General features: G+C 37.5%; 16 protein-coding genes. 9 read left to right on the top strand and 7 right to left on the bottom strand.

Annotation, left to right across the window (positions count from 1 at the left end):
* Positions 1-2: 2 nt before the first annotated feature.
* Entirely contained in the window at positions 3-2,324 is a 2,322-nt protein-coding gene (locus tag OQX64_RS12300) for a BamA/TamA family outer membrane protein (RefSeq protein ID WP_265818985.1), read from the bottom strand.
* Entirely contained in the window at positions 2,308-7,302 is a 4,995-nt protein-coding gene (locus OQX64_RS12295) for a translocation/assembly module TamB domain-containing protein (RefSeq protein WP_265818984.1), read from the bottom strand. The genes OQX64_RS12300 and OQX64_RS12295 overlap by 17 nt, the downstream gene beginning before the upstream one ends.
* A gap of 147 nt (positions 7,303-7,449) precedes the next feature.
* Between OQX64_RS12295 and OQX64_RS12290 the strand changes: the two genes are divergently transcribed.
* From OQX64_RS12290 to OQX64_RS12275, 4 genes are all read left to right on the top strand, one after another.
* Entirely contained in the window at positions 7,450-7,938 is a 489-nt protein-coding gene (locus OQX64_RS12290) for a cytidine deaminase (RefSeq protein WP_088300304.1), read from the top strand.
* Positions 7,939-8,110: 172 nt separating this feature from the next.
* Positions 8,111-11,086 carry a DNA gyrase/topoisomerase IV subunit A gene (locus tag OQX64_RS12285; protein ID WP_265818983.1) on the top strand — a complete coding sequence of 992 codons (2,976 nt, stop codon included), beginning with the start codon at positions 8,111-8,113 and terminating at the stop codon, positions 11,084-11,086.
* A 503-nt stretch (positions 11,087-11,589) separates the two neighbouring features.
* Positions 11,590-12,210 (top strand): nicotinamide riboside transporter PnuC, encoded by a 621-nt coding sequence (pnuC, locus tag OQX64_RS12280; RefSeq protein WP_088300302.1) that lies wholly within the window; start codon positions 11,590-11,592, stop codon positions 12,208-12,210.
* Between the two features lie 71 nt (positions 12,211-12,281).
* On the top strand, positions 12,282-13,370 hold the full coding sequence (locus tag OQX64_RS12275) for an acyl-CoA dehydrogenase family protein (protein WP_265818982.1): 1,089 nt from the start codon (positions 12,282-12,284) through the stop codon (positions 13,368-13,370).
* A gap of 77 nt (positions 13,371-13,447) precedes the next feature.
* Here OQX64_RS12275 and OQX64_RS12270 read toward each other — a convergent pair whose 3' ends face one another.
* From OQX64_RS12270 to OQX64_RS12255, 4 genes are all read right to left on the bottom strand, one after another.
* A complete protein-coding gene (locus tag OQX64_RS12270; protein ID WP_265818981.1) occupies positions 13,448-14,494 on the bottom strand; it encodes a hypothetical protein in 1,047 nt (348 codons plus the stop codon).
* A gap of 92 nt (positions 14,495-14,586) precedes the next feature.
* A complete protein-coding gene (locus tag OQX64_RS12265) occupies positions 14,587-15,468 on the bottom strand; it encodes a class I SAM-dependent methyltransferase (protein WP_265818980.1) in 882 nt (293 codons plus the stop codon).
* A gap of 53 nt (positions 15,469-15,521) precedes the next feature.
* Positions 15,522-16,274, bottom strand: coding sequence for an ABC transporter ATP-binding protein (locus tag OQX64_RS12260; protein WP_029284071.1), 753 nt, complete (start codon positions 16,272-16,274; stop codon positions 15,522-15,524).
* Positions 16,274-17,008: an MlaE family ABC transporter permease gene (locus OQX64_RS12255; protein WP_029284070.1), complete on the bottom strand. Its 735-nt coding sequence runs from the start codon at positions 17,006-17,008 to the stop codon at positions 16,274-16,276. Before OQX64_RS12255 ends, OQX64_RS12260 begins: the two co-directional genes overlap by 1 nt.
* Before the next feature lie 144 nt (positions 17,009-17,152).
* Between OQX64_RS12255 and OQX64_RS12250 the strand changes: the two genes are divergently transcribed.
* The 4 genes from OQX64_RS12250 to OQX64_RS12235 all read left to right on the top strand — a co-directional run bounded on the left by OQX64_RS12250 (position 17,153) and on the right by OQX64_RS12235 (position 20,249).
* On the top strand, positions 17,153-17,842 hold the full coding sequence (locus OQX64_RS12250; RefSeq protein ID WP_265818979.1) for an SDR family NAD(P)-dependent oxidoreductase: 690 nt from the start codon (positions 17,153-17,155) through the stop codon (positions 17,840-17,842).
* A gap of 19 nt (positions 17,843-17,861) precedes the next feature.
* Positions 17,862-18,557 (top strand): PspC domain-containing protein, encoded by a 696-nt coding sequence (locus OQX64_RS12245; RefSeq protein WP_265818978.1) that lies wholly within the window; start codon positions 17,862-17,864, stop codon positions 18,555-18,557.
* A gap of 5 nt (positions 18,558-18,562) precedes the next feature.
* On the top strand, positions 18,563-19,552 hold the full coding sequence (locus OQX64_RS12240) for a LiaF transmembrane domain-containing protein (RefSeq protein WP_265818977.1): 990 nt from the start codon (positions 18,563-18,565) through the stop codon (positions 19,550-19,552).
* Between the two features lie 85 nt (positions 19,553-19,637).
* Positions 19,638-20,249 (top strand): RDD family protein, encoded by a 612-nt coding sequence (locus tag OQX64_RS12235; protein ID WP_265818976.1) that lies wholly within the window; start codon positions 19,638-19,640, stop codon positions 20,247-20,249.
* Positions 20,250-20,357: 108 nt separating this feature from the next.
* Here the strand turns inward: OQX64_RS12235 and OQX64_RS12230 are convergent, their stop codons facing one another.
* Positions 20,358-21,554 (bottom strand): ATP-binding protein, encoded by a 1,197-nt coding sequence (locus tag OQX64_RS12230; protein WP_265818975.1) that lies wholly within the window; start codon positions 21,552-21,554, stop codon positions 20,358-20,360.
* A 162-nt stretch (positions 21,555-21,716) separates the two neighbouring features.
* Between OQX64_RS12230 and ispG the strand changes: the two genes are divergently transcribed.
* Positions 21,717-23,693: a (E)-4-hydroxy-3-methylbut-2-enyl-diphosphate synthase gene (gene ispG / locus OQX64_RS12225; RefSeq protein WP_265818974.1), complete on the top strand. Its 1,977-nt coding sequence runs from the start codon at positions 21,717-21,719 to the stop codon at positions 23,691-23,693.
* The last annotated feature ends 28 nt before the right edge of the window (positions 23,694-23,721 follow it).

Here is a 23,721-nt window from a genome sequence, read left to right as displayed (position 1 = left end):
GTTTAAAACGGATATCCAATTCCAATGTTAAAGATTAAATTCTCTCTTCTCCAGTCCTTGTCACCAAAGGCGATATTATCAAATACCCAGCGCTGTCCTTCTGCTAAATAAGGTTTACGCACCGGGAATGCCACATCTAAACGAACGACAAAGATGGTTGCATCAACACGTAACCCCGCTCCGGTACCAACAGCCAATTCATTTAACGCGTTTTTGAGTTTAAATTCAGATCCTGGTCGGCCGGTATCAGCAGTTCCTGGTACGCCTACATCTTCCTTTCTTAACCATACATTACCTGCATCTACAAATAAGGCACCATATAAAACACTTACCAACTTAAACCTTAATTCAGAATTCAACATCAGTTTAATATCGCCACCCTGATCTGCAAAAGTAGCATCATCACGAACTTTATATGTTCCCGGGCCTAATGTTCTGGCCGGGAAAGCACGGATATCGTTGCTGCCCCCAGCAAAGAATTGCCGTACAAAGGGTAAAGAAGTGCTGTTCCCATACGCATAACCATAACCAAGATTTAACCGGTTGGCCCAGGTTACATTTCTGTTCACTTTATAATAGTCTCTCAAATCGGCCTCGATCCTGATAAATTGCGATAGAGGAACGTTGAAAAGTGTACGTTTGCCTTCATCATCTTTCGGAACAAAAGTGCCCCATAAGTTGCCGCCTGTTTCTATCCCACCGAAGAAATAAGTATTGTTCCTCCGGTTGGTTTCCATTTGGTTAGTATAGGTGAAATTGTAATTACTACCAATAATGAACTGATTTTCTAAAGTGGACTTTAAGAGTGGATTCACTTCGTATAAACTATCCCTGACAAAGTTAGGGGCTTTCCCTTTTCTGGAAGGAAAACCAGTTGAAATGTAACTCACCGAAATGGGATTAAAATTATGTTCCTTATACTGATTTTCTTTAAAGTTATAACCAAATTCACCTTTAAAAGCATTCAAAGTATATTCACCACCTCTGTTTAACATTTGATAAGAGAGCGAGGCGATTGTTTTCGGGATGAAAGCTGTGGTGCTATTGGGCTTATAGAAAGGCACAATAAATCTTGGATAGGTTAACTTTGCTTCAGTGGTGAGTGATAAGGAGTTTTTACCCAGTGATGTTCCCCTGGTTTGGGTTTCAAAACCACCACCTACACTTAAGTCTAATTGTTCTGCACCCCTGAAAAGGTTTCTGGTGGTTTGTGTCACCTTCACTTCCGAACCCACAAAGTTATTGGATTTGCTGGTTCCGGTCACGGAAAACGTCAGTGAGTTTTTCTTTAAAGGCGTCAGGTAAATATTAAGGTCCAGCTGGTTGTTTTTAAAACTGTCTACAGGTAAAAATTCTGCTCTTACATCCTGAAAGGCACCAATATTAACCATCCTGTTTAATGATTGGTTATGATCTTTACGGTTATATGGTTCCCCTTTCTGGAAGAAAACCAAACGATCAAACAAGCGTGGCTTAAAGGTATTTCGATCATCATAAATATTAAAATCCTTGTACTCCAGGGGTTTTAAACGTCTTAAAACCGTATCTCTTCTTAAGGAATAGTTTGGATAGATATTGATGTTTTTAATGGTATACGGCTTTAACGCAGCATCCGGAGCAATATCCTTCACCTTTATTGAAACATTAACCAGGTTTTTGCCAATGGTACTATCCACCTGCATAATTAAATAATCAGGACTGAAATAGAAATAACCATTTTCTTTTAAATCGTTATCAATTCTGATCCGCTCGTTTTTATAATTGTCAAGGTCATAAAAATCCCCTGCTTTTAATAAGGTTTTGGCTTTATTGGCATTGATAATTTTAGTCAGCACACCAGAATCCGGCGGAAAATTTACCTGATTAATTTTATACCGCTGACCAGTATTAGCAGTGTAAATGGCTTTTCCTTTTCTATTTTTAACCACTGTATCACCTGTTACTTCGGCCTGCAGGTAACCTTCGCTCAACAGATAACTGGTTAGTACATCATTATTGTATTTAAGTTTAACCTCACTTAAAAGCACAGGAGCCTGCCCTTTTTTTCGAATCCAGTTTCTTAATCCACCTTTTGCCTTTTTAGGTTCGCCGGCAAAATTATAAATGGCCAGTTTTAATTTATTATTAGGCTTAGGTCGTGTCTTACCTTTTAAGTCTGCCTTTATCTGTTTTTCGTCGTCAATTTTACCTGTAGAATCAGGATTAATTTTTACTTCAGCGCCGGTATATAAAATCTGACCTGGTTTTAAAGATTTGGTACTGCTACAGCCCGCGTAAACTAAACAAGCCAATAGAAATAGGATAGGTCTAGTTAGTTTTCTCATTTTGTGCTTTCTGTTCAATGTTTCTTGTTCTTCTGTTTCTTTTCTTCTGGAATATTTCTCTGAATTTATTGTAATCCACAACAAGGGTAAATCCTAAACCTGTCTCGATAATCTGTCCCTGCACAATTACATCGTTTTGATTTCTTCTGTAAGCTCTTAACCTATATCTTCCATCTGCCGATAAGGCATATTCTACATTTACATTTCCTGCAATGTCTGTTGATTTTTCACCTGGCGCCTGCGGACCTTCCAATGCAAATGAGCTTCCTACGGTAACCGTTAACCGATCATTAAGCAACTTCTTGGATAAGCCCACTTCAAGGTCAGTTTTTTGCTGCATGGAACCGGTAGAATAATCTTCTGATGAATTCACTCCAAAATTAAGATCTACCCCCTGAATTAAATCAGAAGTCAGGTTATTTAACTGCTCCGTCAAAAGTTTGCTCACACTAGAGCGGGCAAGTGTAGAAACACCACCACCGCCACCGGCTAAACTTTCAAAAGGATTATTGGCGATAAATCTATTCAATGCCAGTAAGGCGAATACCTGTTTATTCAACTCGCTTTCATTCCGGTTAACGTTAATCAATCTGGTATATACCTGTCCGCCTAATGCATTACGCTCATTTTCAGGCAGGTCTAATCTGAAGGAAATAATCGGCTTCAACAGTTCACCTTTCATCATAAGATAAACCTGAAAAGGCAATTTGGTTCTTGCTTCATATAAATCTGGCTGGTTCAATAAATCAATAGGTGCTGCATTTACCTCATAAAGTGCCGTTAAGTTTACATTTGCTGATGTCGGTTCGCCTGTCCATACGATGGTACTGCCTTTAACCAGCTTAAATTCTTTTTTGCCTAAAGGGCCAACAGATAAATTATAAGAACCATCAATAACTTCATAACGGCCGGTCATGCTTATTTTTCCACTTGGGTCCATGGTGGCATTCAGGTTGGCATCACCCTTAATATTCAAGGCGTCACCATTTGAAGGATCTACCACCACATTAAGTTCAGCTTCAGGATCAATGGTAATGGCTGCGACCAGGTTAATACCTTTCATGGAAGATTTATTGATGCTATCCACTTTAAGTGCTTTTTGCCCGTTAAATGGTGGTGCATCTGCATCAATAAATTGTACAATGCCATCCTGATCTATAATGGATGGATCGCTTGAAGGCAGGGCGAAGAAGAATCTGGTATCTTTATTCACTTTAATATTCATCTTCACATCTGGCTGATTCATATCTCCTCTAACCTGAATATCACTGGTTAAGAAAACCTTTCCATAAATCATGTCATTATCAGCTGCAGTAGAATTAATGGCCCTGAAGTTATTCATCTTAATATCTAAACCAAAACGATAACTTCTGTAATCTGTAGTCATGACCTTTCCATTGATGGTTGCTTTCTGGTTTAGAGAATCTATCAGCGTAAAGTTATTAAAGCTAATGCCTTCATTGGTGAAGGAAATCTTTTCATTAGGCATTCTGAAATAAGAGTTAACATAGGCCACATTAATCCCGGCGTTATTAAAAGTAAGGTCGCCTAAAATTTTAGGCGCAGTTAATTCACCCTTAACACTTAAGGCACCAGTAATGGTTCCGGTTCCGTTTTTTAATTGTCCGGCAGATAAACTCTCTATATTTTTTAATTCTATTTTATCAATGTTTACAGTTAAATCCAATGCACTTTTCGGAGCCGTGTAATAGAATCCGTTTACCCTTAAATCGTGCACGCCGCTTAAGGCCACATTAACTTCATAGGCATTTTGTGTGTCATTATTAACGGCTAAACGCAACGTGCCTAACTGATCTTTTTGATAACGCAATTGATCGATAGTTAAGTTTGCCTCAAATTTAGCTGATGAAGCCAGATCTTTCACATTTGCTGTTCCATTTAAACGCCCGCCCACCAAAGTAGTATCTGTTTCTGCAAATTTAGTCAGGGTTTCTAACTGGAAATCTTTAAACTCAACGGATAGCGGTGCATTGGGTTGTGTAGGGTTACTGTTAATCGATAATGACTGACCGCTGTTGCTGATCTGAAATTGATTCACCAGTATGCCGGATGCACCAAATTGAATATAATTATCTTGAGATACCACCCATTTTTGATAGTCGAGCAATAATTTTTGCGGATCTAAAGTAAATTTGAAGTCTTTATTAATAGATTGAAAATTTCCACCGATTACATATTTATCTTTACGTTGTCTGTCGCGAAGAAAAATATTAACACCTAAGATATTACTTGCCGCATCACCACTTACTTCTGTATTAAAAAGTGAAACTGATGGACTTTGCAAAGCTTTAACGGTTAAGGCATAATCCAGTTTATTGTTATCGTTATTGATGTTTATCAGTGTGGTATCGATTTTAAAATCACCATATACCACCTGTGGGAAGCTCCCTTTAATCAGCAGGCTGTCTTTTTGGGTATCAATTAACCCGTAAAATTGTGAGGGTTTAAAAACGGTCAACTCCGGAACAAACTGCTTCAATAATTTTGAATCATAAACCTTCACGAAGAAACGCATCCGTTGATCTGGTATTTTGGTCACTTCTCCAAAAGCATAATATTTGTTAATTTCATTAATGATGGCATTGCTCACTTTCGTCAGTTGATATTTACCATCGATTTTTGCTGATAAAACTTCTGATTTGAGGGTCAGCTCATTTTCAGTTGCTGTGCTTTTAGCTCTGACAGATATGGTATCCACATTAATTCTTTGCTGATCTTTTACCAGCTGTAAACCTGTAACATCAACACTGCCATTTAAGTAATCTGCATCTGCGGTGGCCAAATCAACCTTAACAAGGCCTGCAGCACTTAATACTGTCGGACTAAAATTCAAGGCTTGTAGATTTAACTGCTTTAAGTTTAAATCTGCCTTCACCGCCGGATATTTTCCCGCCAGGTTAACATTGGCATTCAATGCAAAATTGGCATTGCTATCCGGCATGCTACTTTTAATGGCTATTTTCTGATTGGCATATGTACCGGCAAGATTCAGGTTGCGATAGGTGTATTTATTATAATAGGCATTTAAAACCCGTGCGTTAAATTTTGCATTAATTTTTTTAGGATCAAGGCCGGTACCTGCCACATCAGCCTTCACCGTAACACGACCTAATTTAGGCTGCATTTTTAGCAATCGACCAACATTGAAATTATTCAGACTGATATCTGCTTTATAGCTTTCTCTCCCTTTTGATCCCTTCATTCCTGCAACTACTATTGCACCACCCATATCCGTTTGAATATTCATATTGGTGTTGAAATCAGTCATTGATCCGGTAAACTTTCCTCTGGCATTGATTACATTTGGAAGTTCAATAGATGGTGGAAGTGATTTTTTAGGTACGGCCACCAGAATGTCGCTTTTTGTGATATAAAGTTTTTTAATATTCAGATCAAGAAAGGTTTTGTTTATGTCAGGTAAGCCTTTGGCCGTACCACTAATGTCTATCTGTGTATTCTTTAATCCGCTGATTTGTAAAAGTGGGATGTTCAGGTTATTAAGATAGCCATTTACCTTTGCATTCAGTTTAATTTTTTCATTGCGGTAATTCGCCGGAATGGCATCACTGAAATAACCGGCATCTTTTAACCCTATAGTCGTATTTTTGAAACTTAGTGCCAGTTTCACTTTTTCAGGATGTTTAGTTAAGTCATCCATTGAAGTAAAGTTAAGTTCCGTCGCGTTTTCAACGGTTGTGTTTGGCGTTTTTAAAATGAAGTTGCTTAACTTAATCTGCTTATCATTATATATGGCATTTCCTTTTAACTCATTTAAGGCAAAACCACTCTTTTCTTTCAATGATCCATTTTTAACATTGGCTTTAATACCATCAGCACTGTAACTTACATCGCTGGCACCAAAAGTAAGTCTGCTGATTTTAAGGTGATTAAAGTCCATTCCTTTAGGTGCGGCTTTTGCACCAAGGTTATCAAACTGAAAATTATTATCTGTTAGGCTGATATTTTTAATCATTAAGCCCAAAGGCGATTTTTCCGGAACAACCGTATCTTTAACTTTTTTTAAATTGTTGCTTGGTGCAGGTTTAAAGGCGAAGAGAATATTGGATTTATTTAATTTAGCATCCTCTACAGTGTATTTACTGTTAGTGAGATCTACCTTTAAATGGACCAGACCCAATTCATTCACAGTAGCAATGGCTTTCGTTGTGGAGATCTGATCATCATAATTTACCTTCACATTGTTGAAGGCAAAATTTTCCACTTCAATTAAAGGCAGTTTCCCTGTTTCTTTCTGGCTACTATCTACACTATTGGTAATGTGCTGTACCAATTGGGTTAAAGGTTTTTGCTGAAGATATTTAAGCGAAGTATTATTTAAGTTAAGCGCTTTAATCACATAGTGCTGGTTGGCTAAATCAAATGTTTTTAATTTAGTTTTAAATGCCCCTAAATAGAGTTTTACATCATTTCCGGCCACATCATCCCGATAGGTAATGCCAATATCTTCAAAAGAAACCTTATCTACAGAAAATTTGAGGGTTGAAGTCGTATCCTGATCCACTTTTTTTTCTGGTTTTTTCTGGTCACTCATAAAAGCATCAACCAGGAAAGAAAAATTAAATGTGGTATCGGGGTTAATGCGCTTCACATTCGCACGGATATTTTTTAACTCAATATTATTAATCTCAACCGTATTCTTTAATAATTTAAACAGACTGATATCTACGGCTAACTTTTCAGCATATAGCAGTGTATCGCCTTTTCGGTCTTCGATGTAAAATTTATTTAAAACCACATCTTTAGGTAAAGCAATTTTAATGCTTTCCAAACTGACTTCAGTTTTAGTTTTGGTTTTGAGATAGTTAATCGCCTTTCCTTTTACAAAATTTTGTACGGCAGGAATATTTAGTGAAAGGGCTATACCGACAACCAGGATGATAATTGAAGCAATTACCCAGAGTAAAATTTTTAAACTTTTACGTACGTATTTATTCAAAGCTGATAATGTTTGATGGTTTCTTTAAATGCTAAAAGCGTACCCCTAAATAAATTTTAGGGCATATTTATAAATAATACAAAAAATAAACTAAATTGTTCGCCCGCTGCAAAAATTTAACATTGGCGGCATAATAATCAACAATAAATGAAATTATTAAATCTGAATATTAGTTTTGAGCAGTATGCTGGCCTTAATGAACTGAACACAAAAGACAAGCTGCTTTGTGAAAATGCAGAACTGGCCTTAAAGGGTTCATATTCACCTTATTCAAAGTTCAGGGTAGGTACGGCCATCCGTTTGGCATCCGGTGAAACCATTCTTGGGAGCAACCAGGAAAATTTAGCCTATCCATCCGGATTGTGTGCAGAGCGTGTGGCATTATTCTCTATCGGATCCAATCAGCCCAATGCCATTATTGAAAGCATGGCCATTACTGCGCAAACTGATCATTTCCAGATCACAAAACCTGTTACCTCATGCGGAGGCTGTTTGCAGGTGATGGCAGAATTTGAACGTAAACAAACAACACCAATTGAAGTAATTTTTTATTGCCTCAATGGCGAAATCTTAAAAGTACCCAGCGTAAAAAGCTTACTACCTTTTTCTTTTGTAGAAGACAGGCTGGAAAGATAGCGTTTTATTAAAGCTAAAAATCCGGTGTCATGTAGAATAACCACTTCAATAAAAGGGCAAGATTTAATTATTCAAGTCATTCCATCAAAATTTGAACTTTGAATGTGCATAACCTCTGTTCATTCGATGAGATCATTTTTATTATATTTACGGCTGCCAATTTTGTAAATAGATGAGTGAAGAATTAGACCAAAACATAAACGAAGAACACAAGCATACCGTAACGCCAATTAATGGTTTATATGAAAACTGGTTTCTCGATTATGCGTCTTATGTAATTCTGGATCGTGCCGTTCCGCATATTCATGATGGTTTAAAACCTGTTCAGCGCCGTATTATGCATTCGTTGAAAGAAATGGATGATGGGCGTTTCAATAAGGCAGCCAATGTAATTGGAAATACCATGAAGTATCACCCGCATGGTGATGCCTCCATTGGTGATGCAATGGTACAAATTGGTCAGAAAGATTTGCTGATTGATATGCAGGGCAACTGGGGAGATCCCATTACCGGCGATAGTGCTGCGGCACCGCGTTATATTGAAGCCCGCTTGTCGAAATTCGCAAATGAAGTGGTCTTCAATCCCGATACTACTGAATGGCAATTGAGTTATGATGGACGAAATAATGAACCCATCACTTTACCGGTTAAATTTCCGTTGTTATTGGCACAGGGAGCAGAAGGTATTGCCGTTGGTTTGGCAACCAAGGTAATGCCACACAATTTTAACGAATTGCTGGATGCTTCGATTGATGTGTTAAAAGGAGAAAGGCCGAATATTGTACCTGACTTTTTTACCGGTGGAATGGCTGATTTTTCGAATTATAATGAAGGACAGCGCGGCGGCAAAATCAGGGTTAGGGCAAAAATCACCGAAAAGGATAAGAAAACCCTCGTGATTACGGAAGTTCCTTACAGTACCACAACCAGCTCTGTCATCGACAGTATTCTGGCTGCCAACGATAAGGGCAAAATCAAAATCAAAAAAATTGAAGACAGTACAGCAGCGCATGTAGAAATTATTGTGCACCTGGCTCCCGGAATTTCGCCTGATGTAACCATTGATGCATTATATGCTTTTACGGCTTGCGAGGTTTCGATCTCACCCAATACCTGTATTATCCAGGATGATAAGCCACACTTTTTAAGTGTAAACGACATCCTGATTCAAAATACCAAACACACCAAAAGTTTATTAAAAAAAGAACTGGAGATTCGCCTGCATGAGCTGCAGGAAAAAATCTTTTTTAGTTCACTACTTAAGATATTTATTCAGGAGGGGATGTATAAAAACCCTGAATATGAAAATTCCAGTAATTTCGATACCGTTGTTGAAGTATTGCATTTACTTTTTGATCCTTTCAAACCTTCGCTTTACCGGGAAATTTTACCCGAAGATTTTAAAAAGCTGATCGATAAACCAATGAGTAGCATCACCCGTTTTGATGTGAAAAAGGCAGATGAGCAAATGAAAAATCTGGAAGATGAAATCAAGGTGGTTAAAAATCATTTAAAACACCTGACCGATTACACCATCGCCTGGTTTCAGAAATTAAAAGATAAATACGGGAAAGGTAGAGAACGGAAAACTGAAATCCGTTTGTTTGATCGGGTAGAAGCTTCAAAAGTGGCTTTAGCAAATGTGAAACTATATGTAAACCGTGAGGATGGTTTCATTGGTACGGGCTTACGTAAAGATGAGTTTATTGCAGATTGCTCAGACATTGATGAAGTGATTGTTTTCCGTGAAGATGGAAAGTGTATGATCACCAAAGTGGCCGATAAAACCTTTGTTGGAAAGGGAATTATTCATGCCCAGGTTTTTAAAAAAAACGACGAGCGCACCATCTACAATATGATTTACAAAGATGGCGGTACCGGAGTAGCTTACATTAAGCGTTTTGCAGTTGTCGGTGTAACAAGAGATAAGGAATACGATTTAACCAAAGGATCAAAAGGCTCGAAAGTTTTATATTTTACTGCCAATCCGAATGGTGAAGCTGAAATTATAAATGTTGCCCTGAAGCCGCACTCTAAATTGCGTAAGCTTCAATTTGATCAGGATTTTGCTGAAGTAGCCATTAAAGGTCGTGGATCGCAGGGGAATATCATTTCTAAATATCCCGTTAAAAAAATCACCTTAAAAAGTAAAGGTGTTTCTACCTTATCAGGGTTAAAAATTTGGTATGATGATTTGTTAAAGCGCCTAAACGTTGATGGAAGAGGGAAGTATCTTGGTGAGTTTGATGGCGATGATCGGATTTTACAGGTACATAAAGACGGTTATTATGAATTAAGCTCATTTGAACTAAGTAACCACTTTGATGACGGCTTGATTTTGATCGAAAAGTTTGATCCTGAAAAGGTATTTGCTGCGGTTCATTTTGAAGGCAAAGCACAAAATTATTTCATCAAGCGTTTTGTTTTTGAACTGCAATCCATTGGTAGAAAAACCATTTTTATCAGTGAGGAACAAAAATCTAAATTGTTGTTTTTAACGGCGCACCCTGCCGCAAGGATTATTGTTGATGTGCTTAAAGGTAAAACGCAAATTCCGGAGACGTTAGATTTGATGCTTGCAGAATTAATTGATGTAAAAGGCTTAAAGGCAAATGGCAACCGCTTATCGCCACATGATGTGCAAAAAGTAGTGTTGGAAGAACCCGCCATTGAAGTGGAAGATGCTGATGAAAATGAACAAAGTGGGAGTAATGATGAGTCAGGTGAAGGTATTGAAGGTGCGGTAGTAGAAACAGAAACAGTTAATGATATGGCCGAGCCTGAAGCCAATGAAGAAATTTCTAAGCCAGAAGTAGTTGAGGAGGTTGCCGAAACAGCAATAAAAGAGCCGCCAAAGCCTAAATTTGAACGGAAAATAGTGTCTGCTGTTGAAGAGAAAGTAGTACAGGAAGAAAAGCCGGTAATCAAACAACCAGCTCAGGAATCAACTGGGATTAAAGAGGAAGAAACCGGGACTGAAGAAAAAGCTGTTGAAGAAGTAGAAAAACCTGCACCGGCGAAAAAAGAAGAACCTAAAATTAAGGATAAGCCGAAAGCTGAAGAAAAGCCGGCTAAAAAGGTAGATTTCGAAATTACCAATCCCAATGATATTGAAATTGATGACAAAGGTCAATTGGGACTTTTTTAAACAATAAGTCGTTATTGCTGAGGTACGCAGCAATCTTAATGTAATCGCTATACAAGAACCTAATGGTTGATGTGACACCAACCATTAGGTTGAAATATAAATGCTGATTTCCTTTGTAGCATAAATACTGATGGTAAATTCGACTATTTCACATTTAAAGAATTGGTGGGTCGGGCAATCCTCCAGCTGTTGAGGGTTTAAAAGAATAGTATCTTTCGATTACGTATCTTAAAATTTAAATCTATATTTGCCTTACTCAAAGGGGTGCTTTTGAATTGTGCAACAGCTGTTGCAATCGGAGGCTGAGATTACACCCGTTTTAATTGGAAAGTTAAAAGTCCAAAGTCGAAAGTTTAAGCTTTTAACTTTGAACCCAAAACTTTTAACTTAAATGCACCTGATCCGGATAATGCCGGCGTAGGGAAGAGGTTAATTCAACATACTGTTTCGCCCTGAAAGCAGTTTCAATTATTTTTATCTGCCGTGAGGCAAAATTATTGTAAATGAATTTTCAGGAGTGGTTCAGGCTTTTTCAACAACAAATTTTACATACTTCAATTATAGAATGGCTGGCCGTTGGTTTCGGTGTTTCTGAGGTTTTACTGGCTAAAAAAAACAACATCTGGTTATATCCTACCGGGATTATTTCCATTCTATTATCCATGTTTCTTTTACTTAATGTTAAGCTCTATGCAGAAATGTTGCTCAGCATTTACTATCTGGTGATGAGTGTTTATGGGTGGATGATTTGGAAAAAGCGTAAAATTGACGGTGAAAACCAGGTATCATGGAGTACCAGCCAGGAGTTGTTAATTGCAGTGTTAATTGCTGTAGTTGGTTTCTTTGTGTTATATTTTGCATTAAGACACCACACTGATTCTGACGTACCACTTCTGGATGCCTTCGTGTCATCAACCGCATGGGCCGGAATGTGGCTGCTCGCAAAACGTAAAATTGAGAATTGGATTTTCCTCAACATCTCCAATATAGTGGCTATACCTTTATTATTTCATAAAAAGCTACCGCTCATGGCCTGCCTAACTACTTTCCTTTTTATAGTCGCCATATTTGGCTTTCTAGATTGGAAGAAAATTATCGGCAAGAGGAAATTTAGGGTGGCTTAACACTACCAATATGGAAAAGGCAGTATTTGCTTTGAATCGAATACCTTCCATGCTTATTAGATAAAAAAAACATGCAAAATACGTTAACATCAACCTGGCAAAATAAGGTAAGGGAATTTGCAGCGCAATCTGAAACGTTGGGAGAGTTGCATCCGGAAATTTTGGACCTTGCCTACAAGGAAAACTGGTTTAAACTTTTTGTGCCTCAAATTTATGGTGGTGCAGGGAAGAAACTTCCCGAAATTCTACATCTTGAAGAGGAGTTGGCTGAAGCCGATGGGAGCTTAGGGTGGACTGTAACCCTTTGCGCTGGTGCCGCCTGGTTTGCGGGTTTTTTAGATCAGGAACTTGCGAAAGAAATTTTTTCAGAGAGGGAAGTTTGTTTTGCGGGCAGTGGTGCAGTTGGAGGAACGGCAGTTCAAATGGAAAGTGGTTACCTGATTAATGGTCATTGGAAATATGCCAGTGGTGCCTTACATGCTACTGTTTTTACAGCCAATTGTACGATAAAAAAAGTAGATGGTACTGATCTTCTAGATGAAGATGGAAATCCTGAAGTCATCTCTTTTATCCTTAAGAAAAATGAAGTGGAAATTCTTTCCGGCTGGTCATATTTTGGGTTGATTGCAACCGGAAGTCATGCATTTGAAGTAAAAGACCTGCTTGTTCCAGTAAACAGAACCTTTAAAATCAATAGCGATATTAAAGTGGCAGATCAAGGCTTTGATTATCCTTTTTTACAACTGGCTGAAACTACGCTGGCTGTGAATAGCCTGGGGATGGGCAGGCATTTTATCCGGTTGGTAGAAGATTCTTTTTTTGCACGTTCGGGGCTAAGCAGATACAATGATGAACAGGTTGCTTTTTTTACTTCTGAATTAAATGGTTGCAAAACCGAAGTTGAATCGTTGAGAAATCAATTTTATACCACCTTTGATCAATCATGGGATCAACTTATTCAAAATGGTTCGATACAAGAAGATCAATTGCAAATGGTGAGTCGCATAAGCAGGAAACTTGCTCATGCCTGTAGAAGAGCTGCTGATACGCTTTTCCCTTATGGTGGGTTGGAAGCCGCTAAAAAGGAATCAGAAATTAATCGGGTTTGGCGAGATATTCATACCGCAAGTCAGCATGCATTGCTCACTTTTGAAAATTAGTGGTGGGTATAAATTCCAGTTTGATTTAGACCCTAAAATGAAATAAAAAAAGCCCATGATCATCATGGGCTTTTTTTTTACTGATACTGAATGTAGATCGGTTTCGGTGTAAGTTTTAATAACTCTTCCGGAGTCATTAAACGTTTAGGTTCTTTTTTCAAATCATTTTTATAAAAAAGCTTGAAACCTGTAAACTGCACAGGCTCACCATAAACGAAATGGCGATAGGTGCCTTTCTTCAGTTCTGGCTCACCCCATCCATCCATGTGTATAACTACCTGTACTTCCGGACGTAATTTAATGTTTGCAGCATTAGTTACCATTTTCTTCGTAAAACGGTGTAAAACAAATACTTTCGGAGGCAAGTTATATTTTTTAACGATATCTGCAAGGTATCCTGTTACATAGTTGACATCAGCAGCATCATAAGTTCCGATTTTTTTGCCTGGAAGAGAACCATCTTTCATTGAAAATTCAGGATCGATTCCTAAATGCACGTATGGCAATTGAAGATATTTGGCAATATGCGGAAGCTCATCCTTTATAGTGCTTAATGCCACCTGCAAATCCAGAAAAACAATGGTATTAGGTTGCATTTTGGCAATGGTTAATACAGAATCAATCTGTTTGTTACCCATCCGGTTGATATATTTTTTGTCCTTTCCAGGTGTTCCGCTTGCTACTGCAGCAATATAATGCAAACCCGGTTGAACAGGTGTAGAAGGGTCAGCCTTTTCCCAATGTTTAACTTCAGCATTCAGGCGTTGCCACATCTCTTTTGGTGCGTACTCACCCAAAGCCCCCATTTTTTTAGAGTGAAGGTTTCCGTAATAAACCACAATCCTTTTAAAAGGCAAAATGGCGCCAGCAAGTGGAACAGGTTGATTTTTAACCGGCCATTTGCCTGTGGTATCACCGTTAGCAAGTTTTTTTACAAGAGAATCATATAGTTTTGGATCAACAGGCTTCATCACGTTTGCTGTTGAATCTCCTTTCTTTTTAGTGGTGTCAGATGTGTTCTGGCCGGTACCACTTTTGCTCTTGCCATCTGAGTTACAGTTTGCAAATAAACTGATTGCAGCAAAGCCAAGTATAATTGTGCCTGCTAATTTGGGGAATTTCATAGATAATATAATGGGTTATTTAGTGTTGCAGTTTTTACAACTGGCTTTTAATCGGAAAAGATATGGAAATTTGCTGAATTAAAACAAATAAATTATACGTTACAGAATTTACCAAAAACACCTAAAGGTAGTTTTATACCTGCAGTAGCTTGTAAGTATAACTCGCCTGTTTCCAAGTTCTGAACACTTGGATAAGAGGTCCGGATTAAATTTTCGACAATCACAGATGAAAATCCTAATGAATAGGTATTTAAAATTAAGAAATGTTCCTCTTCATCCAAAAGCTGAACTACATCTTGCATCATTTCCTGAATATGATCTTCCAGTTTCCACTTTTCGCCATTTGGTCCATGGCCATATGCTGGTGGATCTAAAATAATACCATTGTATTTTTTACCTCTCTTCAGTTCTTTTTTTACAAACTTTAAAGCATCTTCCACCATCCAACGGGTATTTTTCAAACCCGATAATTCTTGATTTTCATTTGCCCAGGTTACCACCTGTTTAATAGAATCGACGTGGGTGGTTTCTGCTCCGGCAGCATTTGCAATTAAAGAGGCAGCACCTGTATAGGCAAAAAGGTTGAGCACCTTTGGTTGGGGCGTTTTAAATTTTTTAATAGAAGAAGAAATAAAATCCCAGTTAACCGCTTGCTCAGGGAACACACCAACATGTTTAAAGGAAGTTAGTCCTAAGCGAAGTTTAATAGCCACTTCGTCATTTTTATATTCTACATGCCAGCGATCTGGTATGGATTGATTTTTTTTAACCCACTCTCCTGAAGTTGCAGACCGACCTCTGAATGTAATGTTCGCTGTTTTTTTCCACTCTGATTCTGATAATGTTTTTTTCCAAACGGCCTGTGGTTCAGGACGGATTAAAATCACATTTCCAAAACGTTCTAATTTTTCAAAATCCCCGCAGTCAATCAGTTCATAATCTTTCCAGTGCGTTGGGGTCAATAATTGTATCATGTATTAATATGTGTTGTTCGTTATTGCTTCGTACCTCGCAATGATAGTTGTATTTAAAACTTGTCTTTTGCAGCTTTCATAAAGCGACTTGCGAACACAAAGTCGTTCAACTCTTTAATGTCTGTATGCGCAATTTCCTTATTACTACCTTCCCAAAATTTCTTACCTTCATGCAGGAATAAAATATAATCTCCAATCCCCATTACAGAGTTCATATCATGGGTAACTACAATGGTAGTGGTTTTGAATTCTTCGGTTAACTCCTGAATTAATTCATCAATAACGATGGAAGTTTTTGGATCCAATCCAGAATTGGGCTCATCACAAAATAAGTATTTAGGATTCATTGAAATGGCACGGGCGATACCCACACGTTTCTTCATTCCGCCTGAAAGTTCTGCCGGGAACAATTTGTTTTTGCCAGCCAGATTAACGCGTTCCAGACAAAAATTTACCCGTTCCAGCTTTTCTTTTCTGGTTTGATCAGTAAACATATTCAGCGGAAACATAATATTATCCTCTACCGTCATACTGTCAAATAGGGCAGAACCCTGAAAAAGCATTCCGATTTCTTTACGCACTTCGATCCTTTGTTCGTAAGTCATAGGGGTAAAGTCGCGGCCATCATATAAAACAGAACCGGAATCTGGCTGATGTAAACCAACCATACATTTCAGCAAGGTTGTTTTACCAGAGCCCGAACCTCCAATAATCAAGTTCGTAACACCTTCTTCAAACTTACCGGAAATGCCTTTTAAAACGTCATTGCCCGAAAATGATTTATATATATCTTTAACTTCGATCATTACAATAACAATTGGGTAACTAAATAATCGCAAACAAGAATAGAGATACAGCTAATTACAACTGCCCTGGTACTGGCCTGAGAAACTTCTAAAGCTCCGCCACGAACATAAAAACCTTCATATGCCGGAACTGAAGTAATAATAAATCCAAAAACAAAAGCTTTTACCAAAGCAACCACAATGGTATAAGGGTTAAAATCTGTGGTGATTCCCTGAAGATATTCTGCCGGAGTAACTGCACCAGATAGTGAACCGCCAAGATAACCACCAGAGATACTTAAAAACATAGAGATGATTACCAGCATAGGTACCATGGTAATGCCTGAGATGATTTTTGGAAGAATTAAATAACCCGGCGCATTAATGCCCATAATTTCCAATGCATCAATTTGTTCGGTTACCCGCATAGAGCCAATTTCAGATGAAATAGCAGAGCCAATCTTTCCAGCCAGCACAATTGCGCTGATGGTTGGACTTAACTCCAGAATACTCGAATCTCTGTTCACTGAACCGATAATGGTTTTAGGTATAAAATCACTCACCAGCTGGAAAGCAATCTGGAGGGTCATTACTGCACCAATAAATGTGGAGATGATAGCGATAAGGCCCAGTGAGCCCACGCCTACATAATCCATTTGCTTGGCAATTTCCTTCAAATATATTTTAAGTTTTTCCGGCCTTCTGAATACAGATTTGAGTAGCAGGATGTATCTCCCGAAATTGGTAAAATTCATTCCGTATGTATTGCTTAATTTAAATGATCATTTATATTACTACAAAGAAACGATAAAAAAGTTGTCGGTCTTTGATAATTGCAAAAATATTCGTGGTTTTGATTATTAATATGGTTTTTTGTCAACAAAATTAAATAACGGGAAATGAAAGCGGTAATCACGGGCGCAACAAAAGGCATTGGTCGGGCAATAGCAGTTAAACTTTGTAATGAAGGGTATGATTTGGCATTGGTAGCCAGAAGTTCGCATGATTTAGATGAACTGTGTGAAAAACTTGCGCAGCCAGATCGAATGATTAAAACTTATCTGGTAGATTGTTCTATTAAGGAAGAGGTTTATCAATTTCTTCACCAGGTAAAAAATGAATTTGGTGATATAGATGTTCTTGTTAATAATGTAGGTGTTTATATGCCAGGCAGTTTGTTAGATGAAACGGATGAAGTTTTCGAAGCGCAACAAGCGCTAAACGTTAATGCAGCTTATTACATTAGTAAATTTTTGGGGAAAGAAATGCGTTCAAGGCGCTGTGGACATATTTTTAACATCTGTTCGGTCGCGAGCAAAATCCCTGTCGAAAATGGTGGAAGTTATAGTGTAACAAAATCAGCGATGTTAAGTCTTAATCATGTATTGCGGCAAGAGTTAGCACCACACCATGTTAAAGTAACAGCCTTTTTGCCGGGTTCAACAAAAACAGCTTCTTGGGAAGGAACAACTATACCAGATGAGAAATTTGTACAACCCGCCGATATTGCTGAAACGCTTTATGCCATTTTAAACTTAAGTAAAGGGGCAAATGTTGATGAGGTTTTAATCACACCGCTGGATTTTTAAACGCTAAATAAACAGCATTATGGAAAAGAAGCTTTTTAGAAACGAACATGATAAGATGATTGCCGGGGTAGCTTCAGGACTTGCAGACTATATGCAGGTTGAGGTTACCATAATCAGATTGTTATTTGTATTGTCAACCATTTTTATGGCTGGGGCCGGTTTGATCGCCTATGTGATCATGTGGATCATCGTTCCGGTTAACAATGATCCGGCATCCAGGTTCTCAAAATTTAACGATTATTTTAATCAAAAAAATACCAGTCCATTTGGTAATCCATCTCCATTTACCGGACCTGCAGGAAGTGGAAATCCAAACTGGACGCAACCTGTAAATGAAGGTGCTTCAAAAACCGCTTTTGAAACCCAGCCCGATTTCAATAAATTTAATAAGCCTAATGATACCGGGCGTACAGTTGCTGGCTTGGTGATGCTGGTGATTGGTTGTTTCTTTTTAATGCGTGAAATGGATTTCATCCCGGATTGGTTTACCATCAGAAACCTGTTTAAGTTTATGTGGCCATTAATCTTTATTGCATTAGGAATCAGCATTATCGCTAAATCAAAAAGAAAAAACGATTGGCAGGCTTTTCAGCAGCAACAAAAGGCTGCTGAAGAAGATAAAAAGGCAGATTTTTCAGATGCTGTTGCAACACCGGACGATCCAACATCTCAAGAGTCTAAAGAAACTATAACAACTCACCCTCCTCAATTATAAATTTTATGAAATTAGATAGATTAATTTGGGGTATTTTACTGCTTTTTATAGGTGGTGTACTTCTACTCGAAAACTTTGGAATAATCAACTTTTACTGGCGTAATGTCTGGGGCTTCTGGCCAATATTCTTAATCATTGGCGGACTGAATATTCTGTTCAACAGAAATAATTCTCAAACCGGCAGTATTATATCTATAGCTGTATTGGTAGTGGCATTGTCATTTCTCTTTATCAGAGGACAACAAATTCCTGAGCGTGGTTCATGGTGGGGCAGTCATTTTAAGAAAGGCGTGGATATTGATATCGATGACAATGATGATGACAATGATGATGACAATGATAATGATGGAGATACATCATCCGTGAGAGAATTTAAACTTTCAGAACCCTTTGTATCTACAGATAATGCAAAGAAAACAATATTGAACATTGCTGGAGGCGGAATATCCTTCAATTTAAATGGAGAAACTTCTGAATTGATTGATGCGAATGTTAAAGGGAAAAATGGTAATTTTTCATTGAAAAAAGCAGTAACGGATAGTGCCACTATTCTTACTTTCCAGCTGGATGATAAAAGAAAAAAATGGAACTTTAATAATGGTTCTAATGATGTCGACTTTCATTTAAATAAAACTGCGAACTGGGAAATTTTCATGAAACTAGGTGCAGGTTCAGCTGATCTTGATTTTCAGGATTATAAAGTGCGCACATTCCGTTTTGATGGTGGCGCTGCAGCTTTAGATATTAAACTTGGTGAATTGTTGCCCATTACTGATGTAATTGTGAAATCAGGCGTGGCAGATGTGAAGATTAAGGTTCCCGTTAATTCTGGTTGCAGAATAAAAACGCAAACCGGCTTATCGGCAAAAGATTTTGCAGGATTTGAAAAAATAAGTGACGGACTTTATGAAACTTCAAATTATAAAACATCTACAAACAAAATTTTCATCAATTTAGACGGCGGATTAAGTAACTTTGAAGTAAGTAGATACTAAAAAGGTTGAAGGTTTGAGGGTGGAAAGTTGAAGGCTATACATGGTCTGGCCTTTAAAAACTTTGATCTTAAAATCTAAAAATCCAATGAATCCTGATCAATATACAGTTGTAATTAATGGTAAGCCACAAGGCCCTTACGTTTTATCAGATCTGGAGGGGTTAAACATAACGCCCAATACCTTCATTCGCACACCCGGAATGGACGATTATAAAGAAGCTCATGCAATTCCCGAATTGCGTGAGCTTCTCGGTTTTAAATACCAAAAAACTGCTCCTCAATATTTTGCCGCTTTTGACCAGCGGTTACTTGCTTCAGTGATCGATCACTTTATTATTTTTGGAATTTATACGGTTATCATCCTCACCAGTTATATTTTTATACAAGGAAAGGATGAAAGAATTATGGCTTTTATAGTGCCATTTCCTGTCATTTTTATCGTTAAATTAATTTATGGTGTATTTGCAGAATCATCATCAAGGCAAGCTACCATTGGTAAAAGGATGCTGAATATTAAGGTGACAGATTTGGAAGGAAGCAGGATAAATACAGGTCGTTCCATGGCACGCAATTTTTCTAAAATCTTATCTGTAATTCCTGTTTTTTTTGGCTATTTGTATTGCTTTCTCAATAAAAAAAATCAATGCTGGCACGACATTACTGCTGATACTTTAGTAATTAAAGATAGGTTGATATAGAAAAGCTGGATATACTTTTGCGATTTAGGACAAGCCAAATAGCAGAAATCAATATTCCGGCTTTGATAATATTACTTCTATTTTGATTATTTTCTAAATTATAATAAATTAATAAAGTAGACCAAACATCCATAAAGGAATTTTATTGCCTATACCCGCTTCCATGTCATCAACGGCAAAGAAAGAATTGTCAATCCCGGTTAATTGTTTAGTTGATTTTCCCTTACCTCCGATTTCAAAAGTGAATTGATCATTAACATAAAAATCGCCTTTAAGAGGTAAATTAATAGCATGCCCGGCATTTGTAAGCTGATTCATAAAAAAGGCTTCACGTAAAGAACCTTTCTCTGTGTTATTTGGACTTAAAGCAAATGATAGATTTGTATTTTCTAAAAAAATTTTATCAGGTTTTTGTAAGGTACTAATGCTTTTACCAGCCGCCGAAAGCGTGTTTATTAATTTTGCATTGTGTAAGTAATACAAATACTCTACAATTGCATTTCTACTAATTCCTGTTTTTTCGCTTAAATTGCTAATGTTAGGTTTAAAAGGGACATTAGTTGATAAAATATAAAGTAATTGATAGATTTTTCTGGAATGATGTGGGTTAAAACCTGCTATAAACTGTAAATCTTCTTCTATAATTAATCTAACAACCTTTTCCAGTCGTAGGTGATAGGTATTGATATTTTCTACAAAAAAAGGATAGTAACCATGTTTTAAGTATTCATTAAAGTACTGTAATGGCTTAAATTTTGAAATTAAATCATGTGCAATTTGAATATGATTTTGAAGAAAATCCTCTAATGAAATAGCATCAAGATTTATAATATTACTAAAACTTAAAAATTCTCTGTAAGATAATCCTGTTAATTCGTATTGTACTGCCCTACGGCTTAAATCTATTTTTTGTCTGGAGATATCGATAATAGATGAACCTGTAAATACGATTTTTAAGTCTTTGTAAAAATCGTATATATTTTTTATTTCTTTTGCCCAATCCGGGTATTTGTGTACTTCATCAATAAATAATATTTTTCCTCCATTTTGTCTAAATTCTTCTGCAAAGTCTGATAATTTGTTATTGGAGAAATAAATATCATCCATAGAAACATATAACGCTTCATCACTTAAACCATAATTAGCTTTAATGTGCTGTAAAATCAAGGTAGTCTTGCCAGTCCCTCTGGCACCCAAAATGCTAATAAGTCTATCGCTCCAGTCTATCCTTTTTGATAATGGCCTCACAATATTCATTGTTTGTTGCTGTACAATTAAATTTGATTTAAGCCGTAACTTTTCCATTTTGATAGTATTTATAAGCAAAAATAGTAAAAATTGCTATAAAAAAATAGCAAAATAAGGGAAAATTGCTTTTAATTATTAGCAAAATAAATTTTTACTATCTTAAAATTTTAACAATCCATCAATTTAACAATTAAACATTTAGCCTATCTTTGCCGTAGTATGGAAAATTTATCGGTAAAGCATGAGTTAGGTGGAGGGTATTGCAACAGTTTAACGCAGTATTCCAGGTTTTTAACCCGCGAAGTTAAGATTGGAGACATCGCTTTAGGTGGTCATAACCCCATTCGTATCCAATCGATGACAACAACCGATACCATGGATACCATTGGAACAGTAGAGCAAACCATTCGCATGGTAGAATCTGGCTGTGAATATGTTCGTATCACCGCACCCAGCATAAAAGAAGCTGAAAATTTAGCTAATATTAAAAAGGAATTACGTTTCCGAGGCTATGATGTCCCACTGATTGCTGATATTCACTTCACACCAAATGCAGCTGAAATGGCTGCAAGAATTGTTGAGAAGGTAAGGGTAAATCCGGGTAATTATGCTGATAAAAAGAAGTTTGAAAATCTGGAATACACGCATGACGCCTATACCGCTGAACTGGAAAGAATTAATAAAAAATTTATTCCACTGATAAAAATCTGTAAAGAATATGGTACTGCCATGCGTATTGGAACCAATCATGGTTCACTTTCAGACCGGATCATGAGTCATTATGGCGATACACCAAGAGGAATGGTGGAATCTGCTATGGAATTTATCCGCATGTGTGAGGCCGAAAATTATTATAACCTGGTGATCTCTATGAAAGCCAGCAATACACAGGTAATGGTTCAGGCTTATCGTTTATTGGTTGAAACCATGGTGAAAGAAGGCATGAATTATCCTTTACACCTGGGCGTAACAGAAGCAGGCGATGGCGAAGATGGACGAATTAAATCTGCTGTAGGCATTGGTACTTTGCTGGAAGATGGTTTAGGTGATACCATTCGTGTTTCCTTAACGGAAGACCCTGAATTTGAAGCACCGGTAGCAAAAGCTTTGGCTGATCGGTATGTGAAAAGGAGTTTGGAGTTTGAAGTTCGGAGTGCGGAGTCGCCAATTATACCCCCAACTCCTAATACTCAACTTCCAACTTACTCTCCATATGCCTATTCAAGAAGAATTACCCAGTCTGTTCAGCACATTGGTGATCATCACCACCCTTTGGTCATGATTGATGTTTCAAAAGAAAACCTAAAAGATCCTTACCTTTTGAGTTCGGTTGGCTATAATTACAGTGCGGGATTAGATAAATATAACCTGGCCGATCAGGCATGTGACCTGGCTTTTCTTGGCGACAACCTGCCTTCCTTTTCTTTTCCTGGAAATTTAAAGCAGGTTTACAACTATCATACATGGCTAAATCTTCGTGATAAAAACAACTGTCATCCTCTATTTTCCCTAGAAGAATTTAGCAGGACTGAAGTGAAGGATGAGTTTTTGAATTTCGTCAGAATTGATGCGAGCCAACTAACCACTTTAACAACTGTATCACTAAATAATGTTGTGCTCATTCTCGAAACATCCGCTAAACACGGAATGGCAGAACAAAGAGCATTTTTTATTGCTTTGCAAAGCCTGAACATGCAAATTCCGGTGATCATCAGAAGAAGTTATGAAAATCTTGATGCAGATACCTTAATGCTTTATGCTGCAACAGATTTTGGTGCACTATTTACGGATGGTTTTGGTGACGGAATCTGGATAGATGCACTAGGCCTGGATCTTGCATTAATTAACTCCACCAGCTTTGGTATTTTGCAGGCCACACGTACACGCATCAGTAAAACTGAATACATTTCTTGCCCAAGTTGCGGCAGAACACTTTTTGACTTGCAGGAAACCACACAACTTATCCGCTCAAGGACCGATCATTTGAAAGGGCTTAAGATCGGAATCATGGGCTGCATTGTAAACGGTCCGGGTGAAATGGCCGATGCTGATTATGGATATGTAGGTACAGGTCCAGACAAAATTACGCTTTATCGTGGTCAGGAAGTGGTGAAGAAGAATGTTAATACGGCTTTTGCTTTAGATGAACTGATTGAAATCATTAAGAATGACGGCAATTGGATAGAGAAGGTTTAATCGCTTCCTTAAGTCATCTAACATTTCC

The sequence above is a fragment of the Pedobacter sp. GR22-10 genome (assembly GCF_026239715.1).
Lineage (GTDB): Bacteria > Bacteroidota > Bacteroidia > Sphingobacteriales > Sphingobacteriaceae > Pedobacter.
The sequence above is the reverse complement of the archived record's forward strand: the minus strand, read 5'-3'. Positions and strand labels throughout refer to the sequence as shown.